The sequence below is a fragment of the Vibrio gangliei genome, from assembly GCF_026001925.1.
Lineage (GTDB): Bacteria > Pseudomonadota > Gammaproteobacteria > Enterobacterales > Vibrionaceae > Vibrio > Vibrio gangliei.
The window spans coordinates 978,903-995,714 of record NZ_AP021869.1; the positions used below are offsets into that span (position 1 = coordinate 978,903).

General features: G+C 42.5%; 14 protein-coding genes. 8 read left to right on the forward strand and 6 right to left on the reverse strand.

Features of this window, described 5'->3' with window-relative positions; genetic code table 11:
• Positions 1-90 precede the first annotated feature (90 nt).
• The gene (locus Vgang_RS04475; RefSeq protein WP_105902402.1) at positions 91-966 is read left to right on the forward strand and encodes a Tim44 domain-containing protein; all 876 of its coding nucleotides are present in this window, start codon (positions 91-93) and stop codon (positions 964-966) included.
• Between the two features lie 177 nt (positions 967-1,143).
• Here Vgang_RS04475 and pta read toward each other — a convergent pair whose 3' ends face one another.
• On the reverse strand, positions 1,144-3,285 hold the full coding sequence (gene pta, locus Vgang_RS04480) for a phosphate acetyltransferase (RefSeq protein ID WP_105902401.1): 2,142 nt from the start codon (positions 3,283-3,285) through the stop codon (positions 1,144-1,146).
• 89 nt (positions 3,286-3,374) lie between these two features.
• Entirely contained in the window at positions 3,375-4,571 is a 1,197-nt protein-coding gene (locus Vgang_RS04485) for an acetate kinase (protein WP_105902400.1), read from the reverse strand.
• 326 nt (positions 4,572-4,897) lie between these two features.
• Between Vgang_RS04485 and yfbV the strand changes: the two genes are divergently transcribed.
• The 5 genes from yfbV to Vgang_RS04510 all read left to right on the forward strand — a co-directional run bounded on the left by yfbV (position 4,898) and on the right by Vgang_RS04510 (position 10,240).
• A complete protein-coding gene (yfbV, locus tag Vgang_RS04490) occupies positions 4,898-5,347 on the forward strand; it encodes a terminus macrodomain insulation protein YfbV (RefSeq protein WP_105902399.1) in 450 nt (149 codons plus the stop codon).
• Positions 5,348-5,544: 197 nt separating this feature from the next.
• Positions 5,545-6,513 (forward strand): ABC transporter substrate-binding protein, encoded by a 969-nt coding sequence (locus Vgang_RS04495; RefSeq protein ID WP_105902398.1) that lies wholly within the window; start codon positions 5,545-5,547, stop codon positions 6,511-6,513.
• Positions 6,514-6,652: 139 nt separating this feature from the next.
• A complete protein-coding gene (locus Vgang_RS04500) occupies positions 6,653-7,555 on the forward strand; it encodes an ABC transporter permease (RefSeq protein ID WP_105902397.1) in 903 nt (300 codons plus the stop codon).
• Positions 7,552-8,346, forward strand: a complete 795-nt coding sequence (locus tag Vgang_RS04505; protein ID WP_105902396.1) for an ABC transporter ATP-binding protein — start codon at positions 7,552-7,554, stop codon at positions 8,344-8,346. Before Vgang_RS04500 ends, Vgang_RS04505 begins: the two co-directional genes overlap by 4 nt.
• 535 nt (positions 8,347-8,881) lie before the next feature.
• On the forward strand, positions 8,882-10,240 hold the full coding sequence (locus Vgang_RS04510; protein ID WP_157946023.1) for a sensor domain-containing diguanylate cyclase: 1,359 nt from the start codon (positions 8,882-8,884) through the stop codon (positions 10,238-10,240).
• Between the two features lie 79 nt (positions 10,241-10,319).
• Here the strand turns inward: Vgang_RS04510 and dusC are convergent, their stop codons facing one another.
• Entirely contained in the window at positions 10,320-11,258 is a 939-nt protein-coding gene (gene dusC, locus Vgang_RS04515) for a tRNA dihydrouridine(16) synthase DusC (protein ID WP_105902394.1), read from the reverse strand.
• 202 nt (positions 11,259-11,460) lie between these two features.
• On the opposite strand from dusC, the gene Vgang_RS04520 reads away from it, so the two are divergent.
• A complete protein-coding gene (locus tag Vgang_RS04520) occupies positions 11,461-12,087 on the forward strand; it encodes a YecA family protein (RefSeq protein ID WP_406708293.1) in 627 nt (208 codons plus the stop codon).
• Positions 12,088-12,183: 96 nt separating this feature from the next.
• Here the strand turns inward: Vgang_RS04520 and dsbB are convergent, their stop codons facing one another.
• Together dsbB and nhaB are read right to left on the reverse strand one after the other, a co-directional pair.
• Positions 12,184-12,732: a disulfide bond formation protein DsbB gene (gene dsbB, locus Vgang_RS04525; protein WP_406708294.1), complete on the reverse strand. Its 549-nt coding sequence runs from the start codon at positions 12,730-12,732 to the stop codon at positions 12,184-12,186.
• 150 nt (positions 12,733-12,882) lie between these two features.
• Positions 12,883-14,475 carry a Na(+)/H(+) antiporter NhaB gene (gene nhaB / locus Vgang_RS04530; protein WP_105902392.1) on the reverse strand — a complete coding sequence of 531 codons (1,593 nt, stop codon included), beginning with the start codon at positions 14,473-14,475 and terminating at the stop codon, positions 12,883-12,885.
• 437 nt (positions 14,476-14,912) lie between these two features.
• On the opposite strand from nhaB, the gene fadR reads away from it, so the two are divergent.
• Positions 14,913-15,752, forward strand: coding sequence for a fatty acid metabolism transcriptional regulator FadR (gene fadR, locus Vgang_RS04535; RefSeq protein WP_105902390.1), 840 nt, complete (start codon positions 14,913-14,915; stop codon positions 15,750-15,752).
• A 26-nt stretch (positions 15,753-15,778) separates the two neighbouring features.
• Here fadR and Vgang_RS04540 read toward each other — a convergent pair whose 3' ends face one another.
• A complete protein-coding gene (locus Vgang_RS04540) occupies positions 15,779-16,603 on the reverse strand; it encodes a hypothetical protein (protein WP_105902389.1) in 825 nt (274 codons plus the stop codon).
• Positions 16,604-16,812 lie beyond the last annotated feature (209 nt).

Here is a 16,812-nt window from a genome sequence, read left to right on the forward strand (position 1 = left end):
CAATATTCTGAAACATAGCAATAGTGTACACCGACTTTATTACCGTTATGATGAAATCAGTCTTAAATAATCACAATAAAAAGGGATCTTATGAACCGTTTTTTTATCATGGCCGCATTGATCATGGTTTCAGTTGTAGCAGCACCTATTGCTGAAGCAAAACGCTTTGGCGGTGGTAAATCATTTGGGAAAAGCTTTAAAACTGCGCCTGCGCCAAAACAAAATGTTCAAAATACCAACTCAATTAATAAAAAGCCTGACGCAACGACTCCTCGCCGTGGTGGCATGATGGGGGGAATGCTAGGTGGCTTATTAGCTGGTGGTTTACTGGCTTCATTATTCATGGGCGGTGGTTTTGAAGGCATTCAATTCTTCGATATTTTAATCATTGGTTTACTCGCTTTTGTCGCCTTTAAATTCTTGCGCGGAATGATGGGGGCGAAACAAGGTTCAATGAATCGAGGGCCACAAGCCGCGTATTCAGGTGCCATGAATCGTCAACAGTTCGAGCAACCGAATGTACAGAACTTCGAGCAGCCGCAATCTATGGGCGGATTTGGTGCAACAGGACATTCTGATGTACCGCACAATTACCCACCGGGGTTTGACCGTGCTGCATTTATTGAAGGTTCACGTGAGCATTATCGTATTCTTCAAGGTGCGTGGAACTTTAATCAGCTTGATAAGATTGAAGAATATGTCAGCCCAAGTTTGTTTGAACAATTGAAAGCAGAACGTGCCCAATTGCACGGTGACCAACATACTGACGTTATGTATGTCGATGCTGATATTGTACGCGGTGATTATGATACGACTAAAGCAGAACTTAGCTTGCAGTTTACCGGACGTTACCGTGATGCGGTTGAAGGTGTGGAAGAAGACATTGATGAAGTGTGGCATTTAGAGCGTAATTTGACCGTTCAAAACGCGCCTTGGTTGATTGTTGGTATTCAAACCAATTCTTAATATTTCTATATAGATTTGAAACTATAAGGCCAGCGGAGTGAATCCGCTGGCTTTTTTGTTGCAGTAACGGCTAGTTTATCTGTTTTCATTTCTCTCGAAACTCGAAATTCAAAACAAAAAATCCCCAGTAACACAGGCTACTGGGGATGAATTGTTACAGCTTAATAGGCGGTGTGTTTATTCAGCTTGAGCCGCTTGAATTGCTGTTAGTGCTACTGTGTACACGATATCGTCAACCAATGCACCACGAGACAAGTCGTTTACAGGCTTACGCATCCCTTGCAGCATTGGACCGATAGATACTAGGTCTGCTGAACGTTGTACCGCTTTGTATGTTGTGTTACCCGTGTTTAGGTCAGGGAATACAAATACCGTTGCTTTACCCGCTACAGGCGAGTTAGGCGCTTTAGAAGCTGCGACGTTTTCCATGATCGCTGCGTCGTATTGAAGAGGACCGTCGATCACAAGATCAGGACGTTTCTCTTGAGCAATGCGAGTAGCTTCACGTACTTTATCAACGTCTGCACCTTTACCAGAAGTACCAGTCGAGTATGAGATCATCGCAACGCGTGGGTCGATACCGAATGCTTTAGCTGAATCCGCAGATTGAATTGCGATTTCAGCTAATTGCTCTGCGTTTGGATCTGGGTTGATTGCACAGTCACCGTAAACCAATACTTGGTCAGGTAGTAGCATAAAGAACACAGAAGATACGATAGACGCACCCGGTGCTGTTTTGATGATTTGGAACGGAGGTACGATAGTGTTTGCAGTGGTGTGAACCGCACCAGAAACAAGACCATCCACTTCGCCGCGCTCAAGCATCATTGTGCCTAGGAACACAGAGTCTTCTAGTTTTTCACGCGCCACAACTTCAGTCATGCCTTTCGCGCCACGTAGCTCAACGAGACGCTCAACGTAGTTTTCACGAACTTGTTCTGGGTCGATGATTTCAACGCCAGCACCAAGTTGAACACCTTGTTGCGCTGCGACACGGTGGATTTCTTCTGGGTTACCGATAAGTACACACGTTGCAATACCGCGCTCAGCACAGATAGCTGCTGCTTTTACTGTACGTGGCTCATCACCTTCAGGAAGAACGATACGCTTGCCAGCACGACGAGCAAATTCAGTTAACTGGTAACGGAATGCTGGTGGGCTTAGACGACGAATACCTTGAGTACCTTCAGACAGAGAATCAATCCAAGGGCCATCAATGTGGCTAGCAACGTGATCGTTGATGAATTCGATACGCTCTTTATCGTCAGCTGGGACTTCTAGGTTGAAGCTTTGTAGGTTCAATGAAGTCTGCCATGTGTTACCTTGCGCTTTGAAGATTGGTAGGCCGGCTTCAAATGCAGGTTTACATAGGTCAACGATTTGCTCAGGAATGTCGTAACCACCGGTTAGCAAGATTGCGCCGATTTCTACGCCGTTCATTGAAGCCAGTGCCGCTGCAACGATAACGTCAGGACGATCCGCAGAGGTAACTAACAATGAACCTGGTTTGAAGTGCTCAATCATGTTTGGTAGCGAGCGTGCACAGAAAGTGATGCTCTTAATGCGACGAGTGTTGATTTCGCCAGCATTGATGATGTCAGCATTTAAGTGCTTAGCCATGTCGATAGCACGAGTTGCAATTAACTCAATTTTCCAAGGCACGCAACCTAGTACGCGGATCGGGCTTGAGTTGAAGATTTGCATTACCTCGATGTTCGCTTGAGACGCATTGTTTTTCTCATCAAAGATCTCAGAAAGATCTGGGCGAGTACGGCCAGCTTCATCAACTGGTGCGTTCAATTTGTTGATGATAACACCAGAGATAGATTTATTCTTAGTGCCACCGAAGTTTGAGCAAGCAACGTCGATACGCTCTTTTAGCTGCGCAGGGTTGTTAGTACCTGGAGTCGCAACGAATACGATTTCAGCGCCAAGTGTTTTAGCAATTTCTGCGTTCACTTGGTTTGCAAATGGGTGCTTGCGAGTAGGGACTAAACCTTCAATTAGAACCACTTCAGATGCGTTGCTGATCGTGTTGTAACGTTCAACGATTTGCTCTAAAAGCACATCCATTTTTTCGTTACTGATCAACGATTCTGCTTCAGACATTGGCGTTGGCTCAGCCACTTTCATGTCACTGCTTGCAGAAATGATCGATGACGTTAAATCTGGAGTATCCTGACCGCTGCGTGGCTGTGCGATAGGTTTGAAGAATGAAACATTTACACCCTTACGTTCCATTGCGCGAAGTACGCCAAGGCTCACGCTAGTAAGACCAACGCCAGAGCTGATAGGAACAAGCATAATAGTACGAGACATGGACAAATTTCCTCTAACTATTTAATTGGGTAAAGAACGCTTTCCTTACCCGGAAAGAAAACAGGCTAACTTACGTTAGCCTGTGAATATTAAAGACCTGCTAGGCGTGCAGTGTCTTCTGCGATGACCAACTCTTCATTGGTTGAAATAACCATAGCTGGTACGCGGCTGTTTTCAGTTGTGATAACACCTTCGCCACCGAAGCGAGCTTTAAGGTTTGCTTCGCTATCGACTTCAACGCCTAGAAGCGCAAGACGGTTAAGAACTAGCTCACGGATTGGCGCAGAGTTTTCACCGATACCACCAGTGAACACGATAGCGTCTAGACGGCCATCAAGTGTTGCTGTGTAACCAGCGATGTATTTCGCTAGACGGTGACAGAACACGTTCATTGCGCGTGCTGCTTCTGGCTTGTCTTGATAGTTGTCTTCAACGAAACGACAGTCAGAAGTCACTTCAGTTAGACCTTGTAGGCCAGACTCTTTCGTTAGGATAGTGTTGATTTTCTCAACAGAGTAACCTAGTGCATCGTGCATGTGGAAGATGATCGCAGGATCGATGTCACCACAACGAGTACCCATTACTAGGCCTTCAAGAGGCGTTAAACCCATTGAAGTATCAACTGATTGACCGTTTTTGATTGCACAGATAGAAGCACCGTTACCTAAGTGACAGTTAATCACGTTTACTTCGTTAGCTGGCTTGTCGAGTTGAACCGCAACTTCACGAGCAATAAATAGGTGAGAAGTACCGTGCATGCCGTAGCGACGGATGCCGTTTTCTTTATATAAGCTGTATGGAAGCGCGTATAGGTACGCTTCTTCTGGCATAGTTTGGTGGAACGCAGTGTCAAATACCGCTACGTTTTTCAGACCAGGGAAAGCCAGTTTTGCAGCTTCAATACCTGCAACAGCCGCTGGGTTGTGAAGAGGTGCAAGTGTAATGCAGTCTTCGATACCGCGCATTACTGAGTCATCAATTAATACAGATGAAGTAAATTTCTCGCCACCATGTACAACACGGTGACCGATAGCACCAAGACCTTCACCTAGTTCAGGTTTAGAGGCTAGAATAGTTTCAACGATAAATTTCAATGCTTCTGCATGAGCTGCGCCGTTACCTAGCTGAGCTTCATGCTTTCCATCTAACTTCCACTTAATACGTGCTTCAGGAAGACCTAAACATTCAGAAAGGCCAGTTAGAAGCTCATCGCCAGATTCTGCATCAACGATGGCAAATTTTAGTGAAGAACTACCGCAGTTTAAAACTAGGACTAGTTTTGACATGAGTGAATACCTGTATTCGTTCAAAATGACTATAATGAAATAAAACAATTTCAAGAATAGACGACAATCTTAGATCGACGTATTATTCTTTAAAGGTGCCGTGCTTTTCTTTGCATGCGCATAGCTAAAACAAGGCGAAAATTGGTTTTATGCGACGTATCTCTCTAATTGTTCTGAAATCAGACCGCGAGAGAGACCAAAAGTGCGCAAAGAATAACGATTATATCTCAAGATAACAAAAAATTTTTAATCAATATTAACTTTAGTCAATTTTATTGCAGTTTTTTTTGATTTTTTGCTGAGATATTTTAGTGGCGGGAGGGCTTATGAGTCAAAAAGGTTTCATACATCGTTTTAAAGATGGTCAGCAGTACATGGATCTTTGGCCGGTCCGTAAAGAGCTCGCTCCTATTTTTCCAGAACAACGCATCATTAAAGCCACTAAATTTGGTATCAAAGTGATGCCAGCGGTAGCTGCAATCAGTGTTTTGATGCAAATGAGTTTGCAGAATTATGGCGCCATGCCACAAGCGATCGTGATTGCTTTGTTTGCGATTAGTTTGCCGTTGCAAGGGATTTGGTGGCTTGGTACAAGAGCAAATACGTTACTGCCGCCAAGTTTGGCCAGTTGGTATCGAGAATTGTATCAAAAGGTTGCAGAGTCGGGTGCAGCGCAAGAACCGATTAAATCGAAACCTCGCTATAAAGAACTCGCTCTGATGCTCAAGCGTGCTTTTCGACAGCTTGATGAAACCGCATTAGAACGCTGGTTTTAAGTTTACTTCTGTAAGCCTTTCTTTAAGTTCAAATTAAAGCCCTAATAAGTGATTATTAGGGCTTTGTTGCTATTTTGTTATCTGCTTCTTTCTTTTACTGAAATTAACTGGTAAGTATATGGGATGACTGTAAAAGGCAGTCGTACTGAAAATAATAATATAAACACAACATTTTATTGCTGAATCAAGGAGTCAAGATGAAAGCAAAACAACTTTTCGCGACCGCAGTGATTGCAGGGACAGCGTTATTTTCTACTGCAGGTGCTATGGCTGAAACTTACAAAGTGTCAGTGTCACAAATTGTGGAACATCCAGCTTTAGATGCCTCTCGAAATGGCCTTTTGGATGGGTTAAAAGCCAAAGGTTACGTGGAAGGCAAAAATCTTGAGTTTGTTTATAAAACGGCTCAAGGAAATCCCGCTATTGCATCACAAATCGCTCGTCAATTCGTTGGTGAAGGTGCTGACGTATTAGTGGGTATTGCAACGCCTTCTGCGCAAGCTTTAGCCGCGACCACCAAAAATATCCCTATTGTCTTTACCGCGGTAACGGATCCTGTAGAAGCTAAACTTGTAAAAAACATGGATAAGCCTTCAGGTAACGTAACGGGGTTGTCGGATCTTTCTCCTGTTGGTCAGCATATTGATTTAATGAAAGAGTTGCTACCTAACATGAAAGCCATTGGTGTGGTCTACAACCCTGGTGAAGCGAATGCGGTGGCTTTGATTAACTTACTGAAAAAAGAAGCGCAATCTCGCAATGTTCAAGTGGTGGAAAGTACTGCGCTCAAGAGTGCGGATGTCCAATCAGCGACACAAGCTATTGTGGCTAAATCGGATGTGATCTATGCCATGATCGATAACACGGTTGCCAGTGCGATTGATGGCATGGTCGCAGCAGCAAACCAAGCGAAGAAACCTGTCTTTGCTGCATCAACAACGTACATTGCAAGTGGTGCGGTTATCGGCTTAGGTGCAGATTACTATCAAGTCGGTGTCCAAACGGCGGATTACGTTGCGGCAGTGCTTGAAGGTAAAAAGCCTAGTGAGTTGCCTGTGAAGGTGGCGAAAGCTTCTGATCTGATTATTAATGAGCAAGCAGCAAAACAACTTGGTGTTGAAATTCCTCAGTCTATCCTTGATCGAGCTGAAGTATTCAAAAAATAAGTAGTAGAAGGTAAGTCGTTTCGACTGCTTACCTTTTGTTTTTGATTCAATCTTCCTGTGGATAGGAGGAATTCTACGGCATCTTAATAGCAAAAATGAGTATTTCGATGTCGTAGAGCTAAGCAGCGAGGGAGTGTGTATGTCTGCTTTTGCTTTTTATGGCGCTTTAGAGCTAGGCCTAGTGTATGGCTTAGTGGCATTAGGCGTTTATCTAACATTTCGAGTTTTAGACTTTCCTGACTTAACGGTTGATGGCAGTTTTCCAATGGGCGCGGCAGTGGCTGCGGCGGCATTGGTGGCGGGTGTTAATCCATGGATCGCGACTGCAATGGCATTCGTTGTCGGGGGTCTTAGCGGTTTAGTGACGGCATTTTTAGCGGTGCGTTGTGGGATTCTTCATCTTCTCGCTTCCATTTTGACGATGCTTGCGGCGTTCTCTATCAATATCCGTATCATGGGGCGTCCTAATTTATCTCTATTAGGCGAAGATACTATCTTCACGCCACTGGACACCTTAGGTGGAGCCTTGTTCATTCGACCATTAGCGGTCGCTATTATTGTTTTGATTTCAGCTATCATCATTATCCGTTTATTAAACAGTGACTTTGGCCTTGCGTTGCGCGCAACCGGTGTGAATGCGCGTATGGTGGCAGCACAAGGTGCGAGTACAGGGTTTTATACTTATTTTGGTTTGGCGCTTTCGAATGGCTTAGTGGGCTTTGCGGGCGCGATTTTGGCGCAAACTAACGGCTTTGCTGATGTAACGGCAGGTGCGGGTACCATTGTTGTTGGTCTCGCCGCGGTGATTTTAGGTCAAACATTAATCCCTAGTCGTAAAATATGGGTAGCGGTTGTGGCAGTGATTGTCGGTTCGGTGCTATATCGTATCGCGATTCAGTTTGCTTTAAATACCGGTATGTTCGGTATGCAGGCGTCTGATTTGAACCTGGTCACGGCTATTTTGGTGGCGATTGCTTTGGTTGCACCAAAAATCAAAAGTAATATGAAAGCCAAGAAAGCAGCGAAGGGGGCGGCACTATGATCGAGTTAAAGAATATCGAAGTGACGTTTAACCCGGGTACTGTGCTTGAGAATCGCGCATTACGCAAAGTGTCTCTGAATGTACCACAACACCAATTCTTGACTGTGATTGGCTCGAACGGTGCGGGTAAATCGACGCTATTAGGTGCTGTAACCGGTGAAACACCCATGATTGGTGGTAATGTGATCATCGATAATGTGGATGTGACTAAACGTAGTGTCGATCAACGAGCCAATATGTGTGCTCGGGTGTTCCAAGACCCACTGGCTGGTACGTGTGGTGATTTGACTATTGAAGAGAACATGGCGATTGCTTATATGAGAGGTAAACGTCGTGGTTGGACGATGGCTTTGACTAATAAGCGTCGTAAATTATTTCAAGAGCGAATCAGCATCCTAGGATTAGGTTTAGAAGACCGCCTAGGTGACAATATCGGTTTACTGTCAGGTGGTCAGCGTCAAGCGGTGAGTTTGATCATGGCGACACTTTCAGACAGTAAACTATTACTGCTTGATGAGCATACAGCTGCGCTTGACCCGCGTATGGCAGCATTCGTTATCGATTTGACTAAAACCGTGATTAAAGAGTTCGACCTTACTGCCATGATGGTAACGCACTCAATGAAAGATGCCTTAGATTGTGGTGATCGAACTATCATGTTGCACCAAGGTGAAATTGTGTTGGATGTCGATGGCAATGAAAGACAAGGCATGCAAGTTTCTGACTTATTAGAAATGTTTAGTAAAGTGCGTGGTGAAGAACTAGCTGATGACAGCCTGTTATTGGGTTAATTGATTTCATTTTTGCTTTATTGAAGGGTTACATCTCGTTGGGCTTTAGCCTAAAAGAATGTTAGCCCTTTTCTTTTTGTGGTTTTACATTAGAGTGTATAGCACGTAAAATAGCCGACCTTATTTTGCAGTATTTAGGGTCTGTTGACCTTTCGTGATGATTTTTGCAGCGAATTGTTGGGTATTTGAACAAGGCAGAGGCTCTGTGGTGTAGCTAGCCTACACGAGGGGCCGATAACGCAGTACAAATACCCAACAAACGCTGCCCGAAGGGTTCGGCTAAAAGCATTTTATACTTCGTTAAGTCTCATTTACTTAGAGTAACTAGGCTACAATCGACTTGTCTCGCCTAAAATGCTTTTATCTCGAACAAAATTTAACCACGAAAGGTCAACAGACCCTCGGACTCGGCTCAGATTACATGACGTATCGTTCTCGCATCACATATAAATTAATTTTTTTTGCTCCATTAGCTCTTATTTCTACCATATTAATTTTCATGGTATTAGGTTACGCAAAAAATTTTAGTGATGACTTGAATACTGAATACAAAAATATCAATAAAAATCTTGCCCATTCAGTCAAGCTACTTAGTGGTATGGACTACAGCTTCGCAGTGTACTTTACTGACGGAAGTCATATTGGCTCCGAACAAATTCAACACACTCAATCTATCGGCAAAGATGGATTGTGCGTGTGGCTTCCTAAACAACGTGAGATTCAATCTGCTTATCGTGCTGATGCTCGCAAAGTTTTGCAGTTAGATTATGCCGTTAAAGGTTTACCAGAAGCATGTGATCCAGAAACTCAACTGTATCAAGATATTGAAAAGCGTGTGGTTCTCGCTCCCACATTCTCGTTTCTTAATGGTGTATCTGATTTCATTTTGGGGCTTTATTACCTTTCACCTGAAGGGTACCTCATCGGCTCACCTACGCATCTTGTTAATAAAATACACATAGATGCCTCTTCGATTATAAAAAAGCGAGAATATTGGCAAGAAGCCAGTAATGGTATTAGTACTATTCGGGTTAATGGTCCGTTTGAAGATATCGCCACTGGTAAGCGTATTTTAACCATTTCAGCGGGCTTGTTCGATAAGGATAAGTTTCGGGGTGTTGTTGCGCTGGATATTCTCACGTCCAAATTATTTACTGAAGGTTCAATTATTGGTGAGAAAATAAAGTTTATTCAGCTTTCAAACTCTGAAATTCCATCAACGGGCTGGCGTCCACTCGCAATATTGATTGATGGCGTTCAAACCAATCAAATGATGTATTTTGATTGGAATTGGCTGCATGAAATTAGAGCATTTGTAGAAAAACGTATGGTTTCTTTGCTTATGCTTGTGATCCTTTATGTCATTGCCATGATTAGTTTGATTTATTTAAAAGTTAGCGGTGAAAAGAAACACTTTCAAAACTTATCGCAACGAGATCCTATGACGTCGCTGTTGAATCGACGAGGGTTTGAAGTGGCTTATAAAGGGACTAATGGACAGAACTACGAAGCATTAGCCATTTTTGATATTGATGACTTTAAACAGATTAACGATACCTATGGCCATGATATTGGGGATGATGTGATTTGTGCGGTAGCGCATACTTTGAATCGTAATACCCGTGCGACGGATGTGGTTGCACGATTCGGTGGTGAAGAGTTTGTTATTTATATGCAAGGTAACAATACCGATAAGATGCTCGAAGCGATAGAGCGCGTACAAAAAGAGATAGGGCGATTATCCGAACGAGTGCTTGAGCAAGGCTATACGGTCTCTGCTGGTATGACAATTCAGTTAACCAGTAAAAAGAGTACATTAGAAGATTTGATCAAAGATGCTGATAGCAAATTGTATGATGCGAAACGTCAAGGGAAAGACCGAGTTGCGATATAGGTAAAACTTTAGCTGTGTTGTTACGGAATAAGCCACTGCATGATGATGTAGTGGCTTATTGTTTATTTGAGGAGAATCTTTATTCTTGAATGGATTGGATATAATCCACAATTGGTTGAGCTTGGTTGAAACGGCGGATGTTACGGAATAAGTCATCAGCTTGTTCATACTCGTGGCGTAGGTAGGCAAGCCATTGCTTAATACGGTTTGGGTAATAAAGCCCTTTATCACCTTCAATTTCATACTGAGAATACCTCAGCATAAGTGTGACGACGTCTTGCCAAGGCATAGCAGCTTGATTGTATTTGACTACATTGCCTAAGTTTGGCAGGTTAAACGCGCCGCGACATACCATTAAGGCATCTGCTTTGGTTTGCGCTAAGCAGGTTTGCCCATCAGCATAATTCCAGATTTCACCATTGGCGATAACGGGTATTTTGCTGCGCTGCTTAATTTGCTCAATAAACTCCCACTTAATTTCACTGGCTTTATAGCCGCCCATTTTGGTTCGTCCATGTACAGTCAGCTCTGAGGCACCTGCTTGTTCAATGGCATCGGCAATTTCGAAGCAATCATTTGGGTCTTCCCAGCCTAAGCGAATTTTGGCCGAGACGATAATATTGTCTGGTACGGCATTACGACAAGCAGAAACGACATTGTGAATCAATTCTGGGTGTTGCAATAAAGCGGCGCCACCTTTGCTTTTATTGACCATTTTAGCTGGACAACCGAAGTTTAAATCGATCCCCTGTGAGCCAAGTTCAACCGCGCGTACCGCATTTTCCGCCATCCATTCAGGAGACTGACCTAAAAGCTGCAATCGAACTGGGGTGCCAGATTTGGTTTTTGAGCCTTGCTTTAACTCGGGACAAAGGCGGGTAAATACATGTTCAGGGAGAAGCTGATCAACAACACGTACAAATTCTGTGACACAAAGGTCATAGTCATTGATGTCCGTCAGTAGTTCACGCATTAAGTGATCTAATACGCCTTCCATCGGACCGAGAATCAGTCGCATGCCGTCTCCCAAGATAAATGCAATAAAAAGTTCATTGAAGTAATAAAGAGTGGGGCGAGATTGTAGTGGCTTACGGCTGAATTGTCACTATTATGCCGGTAGGATTGAGTGTTGATGTGGCAGATGGATGATTTGGCAGATGGAAGACATCTGGGTAGACTAGGAAAATAATTAAGCGAAATTTATGCGATGGCGATTTTAAATGAAATTAATTGAAACTGAATTACTGAGCCTTACCGATTACACCGCAGAGTTTATTGAAGGGGCAGTGCTGGCAGCCAATATGAATCCGAAAGCAATGGCTGCTCAAACTTGGATTGCACCATTACTTGAACTCGATAAGCAACAAGCTGAAAGTGAACTGACACGCCATTATGAACAGCAATATGCCTTGCTTATGTCTTGTCAGTATGAATGTGTAACTACCTTTTGTTCGGGGGAAAATCAATCAGAGCGTTTAGCCGATTTCGCTGAAGGTTTTATGACGGTATGGCCAGTGATCGAGCCAAATTGGAGCCAAGTGGATACTTTAGCTGATGGAACCGTTCGCATGTTACAGGCGTTGTTGACAAGCATGATGTTAGCCATTGATGAAGAAACCACACATGAACAAATGCAACAAACCGGTATTACAGAACCACCAAAACTGGCGAGTTTACTACCGCAACTTGATTTGATGATTAATGAAGTCGCTAAAGCGGCAGATGATGCGCAGCAAGGCATGAAAGCACAAAGCGTGAACCCGTATAAAGATGTGGGGAGAAACGATCCTTGTGTATGTGGCAGTGGTAAGAAATTTAAGCAGTGTTGTGGTGCACGCCTACATTAATGTTAAGCAAAAGAGCAAGGCCAGTTTTGCCTTGCTCTTTTCAATTTTCTTAGTGCTCGCTGCTTGGTGTTTGTTGGGTAAGACGCTTTGGGGTAATTAAGCGGCTTTAGGTTTAACAAACTGAGCCAATACGATAACCGCTAAAATCACTAAGTTGGCACTGAAAATCACAACCAGCCATTGTGGCATGGATAAGGTCAAAAACTGCCAAACAATCTTTGAGCAATCACCGGTTGGCTCAAACATCCAGGGGGCCCAGTCGTTGAGTGGCGCCCAGCTTGGAAATTTAGGAAAAATATCGCAAGTAGCGAAAGGAGAAGGATTAAACTGGTAGCCGACATGTTCCATTGCAAGCTGTAATCCTCGATAAGCTGTATATCCCCAACTAGCAAGCCCTGCCCAGCGAATCCATTTATTACTTGGTTTTGATAAGCCAATAAGAGCGGAAACACCCATTCCCATCATTGCCACCCGCTCGTATACACACATAACACAAGGCGCAAGTAACATAACATGTTGAAAATAGAGAGCACATAGCTCGAAGAAAACAACGAAGGAGAGAAGCAGTAGCCAAGAAAGGCGTTTTTGTGAAAATGAATGAACAGCGGATAACCAGGCCACAAGCAGTCCTTTTAATTTAAACAATAGTCAAACTATCCATAGGCATATAGCAGGATAATGTCTGATACATCAGAACGTTAAAGTTGAGAGAAGTTCAAAATTATGAAGCGAGAATAGAAGCGTGTAAACCTCTATTCTCGCTAAATTTTTTAAGCCTTATCCAACATTTTATATTTAGTGGCCTACAATCGGAGTGGCTTGAGTGGCAATTTCAATTGTCGATGAGGTAATCCAACCCATGGCATGGAAGTAGGCGGTGACCGGCTCGAGTAGGAAATTAATGCCTAGATAGCCTACGACGGCTAATACGATGGTATACGGCAATGCCATCAATACCATTTTTCCGTATGACAAACGAATTAACGGCGCAAGTGCTGAAGTCAACAGGAATAGGAATGCGGCTTGTCCGTTTGGTGTTGCCACTGACGGTAAGTTAGTACCTGTGTTGATTGCGACAGCCAATAAATCAAACTGGTCACGGCTGATTGTGCCTTCAAGTAGCGCAAGTTTTACTTCATTGATGTAGACCGTACCAACGAATACGTTATCGGAAACCATAGAAAGTAAACCGTTCGCGATATAGAACATACTGATTTGCTGGCCACCTTCGAGCTCTAATACCGCTTCAATGATTGGCTTAAATAAATGCTGATCGATAATCACAGCAACGACAGCAAAGAACACCGCTAGCAGGGCAGTAAAGGGCAGAGCTTCTTCGAAGGCTTTACCAAGGGCGTGCTCTTCTGTGATACCAGTGAAAGCGGTGGCTAAAATAATCACGGATAAACCGATCAAACCAACGGCTGCAAGGTGACCGGCAAGGCCTACGATTAACCAGATGGCAATGAAACCTTGAACATAAAGTTTTGCTACATCTTGCTTGGTTCGTTTTTGCTGTTCTTCATAATCCACTTCGATCAGAATTTTACGAACGTTATCTGGTAGTTTTGCGCCATAGCCAAAGATTTTGAATTTTTCAACGGCAATACAAGTGAGAACACCAAAAATGAAAACAGGGAAAGTGATGGGCGCCATACGTAGAATAAACTCACCAAACTGCCAACCTGCTTGGTCAGCAATGATTAAGTTTTGTGGTTCACCGACCATGGTCATTACACCACCAAGCGCTGTACCGACACCAGCATGCATGAGTAGAGAACGTAGAAAAGCACGGTAATCTTCTAAGTCATTACGTGTGATTTCTGGGATCATTTCATCCGTCGTATGGTCGTGATGAGCACTAGAATCTGGATTAGATACGACTTTATGGTAGATAGCATAAAAGCCGATCGCAACACTAATGATGACTGCAATCACGGTCAAAGCATCTAAAAATGCAGATAAAAATGCCGCAGTGACACAAAATGAAATGGAGAGTAAAACTTTAGAACGAACGCCAAGTAATATTTTGGTAAACACGAACAACAACAGTTGCTTCATGAAATAGATACCTGCAACCATGAAGACAAGAAGCAACAGAACTTCAATGTTGTTAGCAAGTTCGTGTTTGATCTGCTCAGCACTGGTCATCCCAATAGCGACCGCCTCAATGGCTAATAAGCCACCAGGTTGTAGAGGGTAACATTTAAGTGCCATCGCTAAGGTAAAGATGAATTCAACCACCAGCAACCAACCCGCGGTGAAAGGGTCAACCCAGAAAAAGACAATCGGGTTAATGATTAAAAAAGCGACAATTGTCACTTTATACCAGTCAGGGGCTTTTCCGAGGAAGTTTTTAACGAAAGCGTTTCCTAAAGACATACTCATGAATTTACTTTTTCCACTCCAAAAGTTTGAACCAATGCACAGTATGCCGAGATTTTCATTTCAATATGTGAAAACCATCAAATTAATGACTAAACAAATATATCCGATAGTTAAAAATGTAAAAGAAAAGTCTTTGATTGTTGGTCACTATCGTTATTTGTTGAGCATTATGGGCTAATGTGTGCTGTGCTTGTTATATTTGTTTGGGCAAAAACAATACAGTTTCATGCTTGATAGTAAATAGAAAAATTGAAATAAGTGGAACTATGCTAGGTTTTTATGTAAAAAACTGAGCAGTTCGAGTGCTATGTCATATATTCATTTCATAAATACAAATAGTGACAAATTCGTTTAACTTCGATTGCAGGTTTTCAGTCTGTTGATAGTAGTGGTATGATGAGTGCAATTTCGAATTCTAAATTAAGTAAAGTGAATACATGGTTATTAAGGCAAAGAGCCCAGCAGGATTTGCGGAAAAGTACATTATAGAAAGTATATGGAATGGCCGATTTCCACCCGGCTCTATTTTACCTGCAGAGCGAGAGTTATCTGAATTAATTGGTGTTACGCGTACGACTTTACGTGAAGTATTGCAGCGTTTGGCCCGTGATGGTTGGTTGACGATTCAGCATGGTAAGCCAACAAAAGTAAATAACTTCATGGAAACATCGAGCCTGCATATTCTTGATACTTTAATGACGCTGGATACCGATAACGCTACCAGTATTGTTGAAGATTTATTGGCAGTTCGCACTAGTATCAGCCCAATTTTTATGCGCTATGCCTTTAAACATAATTCTGAAGCGTGTATTAAAACCCTTAACCGTGTGATCAGCTCATGTGAGACTTTGCTGTCTCACGATTCTTGGGAATCCTTTATTGCCGAATCGCCTTATGCGGAAAAGATTAAGCAATCAGTCAAAGAGGATAACGAGCAAGATGAATCTAAGCGTGATGATATCTTGTTTGCCAAGACCTTTAATTTCTACGATTACATGCTTTTCCAACGATTGGCATTCCATTCTGGTAACCAAATTTACGGTTTGATCTTTAATGGGATTAAAAAGCTGTATGACCGTGTGGGCAGTTTTTATTTCTCAAATCCACAAGCTCGTACGTCAGCATTACAGTTTTATAAAGATCTATTGAATCTCTGTGAACAAGGTGAATACCATGAATTACCGACTGCGATTCGTCGCTACGGTATTGAAAGTGGTCAAATTTGGATGCAAATGAAGCAAAACCTACCAAGTAACTTCACAGAAGATGATAGTTAAGTTGCTCTAATTAAAGGAAAGCCTGCTTAATACGCAGGCTTTTTTGTACCTATAGAAAGCGCTTCTAGTGGTAAATAAATTTCTTCACATGTTTCAGACAGAATTTGGTCGTAAACGTTGAAGATAAGGTATGAGGCTTGGAGTGATAGTTGATATAAAGTTTCAACATCGTCTTCAATCACTTCTACCTCTTCCCATTGCTTTAATTTGTGAATTAATCCATTTCTATCATTATCGGCGATGATTAAAGGGCAAATAAGGGATAATTGATTCATTCTACGGCCAAGCATAACCGCGTGATGGCGAAAGCGTTGTTTGCCCATTGCTGATTCGATGTCTTGAATACAGATTCTAAAGCGGGTCAAACTTTCTAAAGTATCCAGCACTTTTTGCCAGCGAAAATGGTACTCCATTGCGACTTCATCATTACGAGTATCAATTAACCATTTGATCATCACTTCATCGGTTAAAAACATCATCTGACGAATTAACTTACCGTGTTCAAGCTGATTTTTGGCAACATTAAATTCAGTCCAATTGAGTAGCACGGCTTGAGTTTTATCAAAAAGTACACGAATCTCTGGGCCCGTATCGGCTCCTGCACTGGCTTTTAAACTTTGCAATATATCGACAATAGCAATATTCGTCTGTTTTAGTGATTGAACTGAATATTCATGGGAAGCGAGGTGAGCATGGCTTAATGCTCGGTGTTCGCGTACATGAAAAATCAATTGGCGAAGTTGGTTAACTAAGTGATAGCGATATTGATGGCTTTTTTCTCGAATAATATTCAGATAAAAAAGGCTGGCGATAACCCCAATCGCCAATAATAAGCTGATGGCAATAAACATCAATGACCTCCTTCTTCCATGAATGTTTACTCATAAGTAAGCAAGAAGTGAACCAAGATCACATTTTTACTGCCGATAGAGCGATGTAAAAAAATGTTACCGCCATCTCCTTTTGATAGAAAAGCCAATAAGCGCAATTAAAAGTAACACAACCTTTAAACTTGTATGAATTATTTGAATTTAAATCATTAATTTTATTTTTTCTTTGG

Bases quoted from the DNA above. Each gene is read 5' to 3' on its own strand.
- Vgang_RS04475 (WP_105902402.1), top strand. From the start codon at position 91: ATGAACCGTTTTTTTATCATGGCCGCATTGATCATGGTTTCAGTTGTA.
- pta (WP_105902401.1), bottom strand. From the start codon at position 3,285: ATGTCTCGTACTATTATGCTTGTTCCTATCAGCTCTGGCGTTGGTCTT.
- Vgang_RS04485 (WP_105902400.1), bottom strand. From the start codon at position 4,571: ATGTCAAAACTAGTCCTAGTTTTAAACTGCGGTAGTTCTTCACTAAAA.
- yfbV (WP_105902399.1), top strand. From the start codon at position 4,898: ATGAGTCAAAAAGGTTTCATACATCGTTTTAAAGATGGTCAGCAGTAC.
- Vgang_RS04495 (WP_105902398.1), top strand. From the start codon at position 5,545: ATGAAAGCAAAACAACTTTTCGCGACCGCAGTGATTGCAGGGACAGCG.
- Vgang_RS04500 (WP_105902397.1), top strand. From the start codon at position 6,653: ATGTCTGCTTTTGCTTTTTATGGCGCTTTAGAGCTAGGCCTAGTGTAT.
- Vgang_RS04505 (WP_105902396.1), top strand. From the start codon at position 7,552: ATGATCGAGTTAAAGAATATCGAAGTGACGTTTAACCCGGGTACTGTG.
- dusC (WP_105902394.1), bottom strand. From the start codon at position 11,258: ATGCGACTGATTCTCGGTCCGATGGAAGGCGTATTAGATCACTTAATG.
- Vgang_RS04520 (WP_406708293.1), top strand. From the start codon at position 11,461: ATGAAATTAATTGAAACTGAATTACTGAGCCTTACCGATTACACCGCA.
- nhaB (WP_105902392.1), bottom strand. From the start codon at position 14,475: ATGAGTATGTCTTTAGGAAACGCTTTCGTTAAAAACTTCCTCGGAAAA.
- fadR (WP_105902390.1), top strand. From the start codon at position 14,913: ATGGTTATTAAGGCAAAGAGCCCAGCAGGATTTGCGGAAAAGTACATT.
- Vgang_RS04540 (WP_105902389.1), bottom strand. From the start codon at position 16,603: ATGTTTATTGCCATCAGCTTATTATTGGCGATTGGGGTTATCGCCAGC.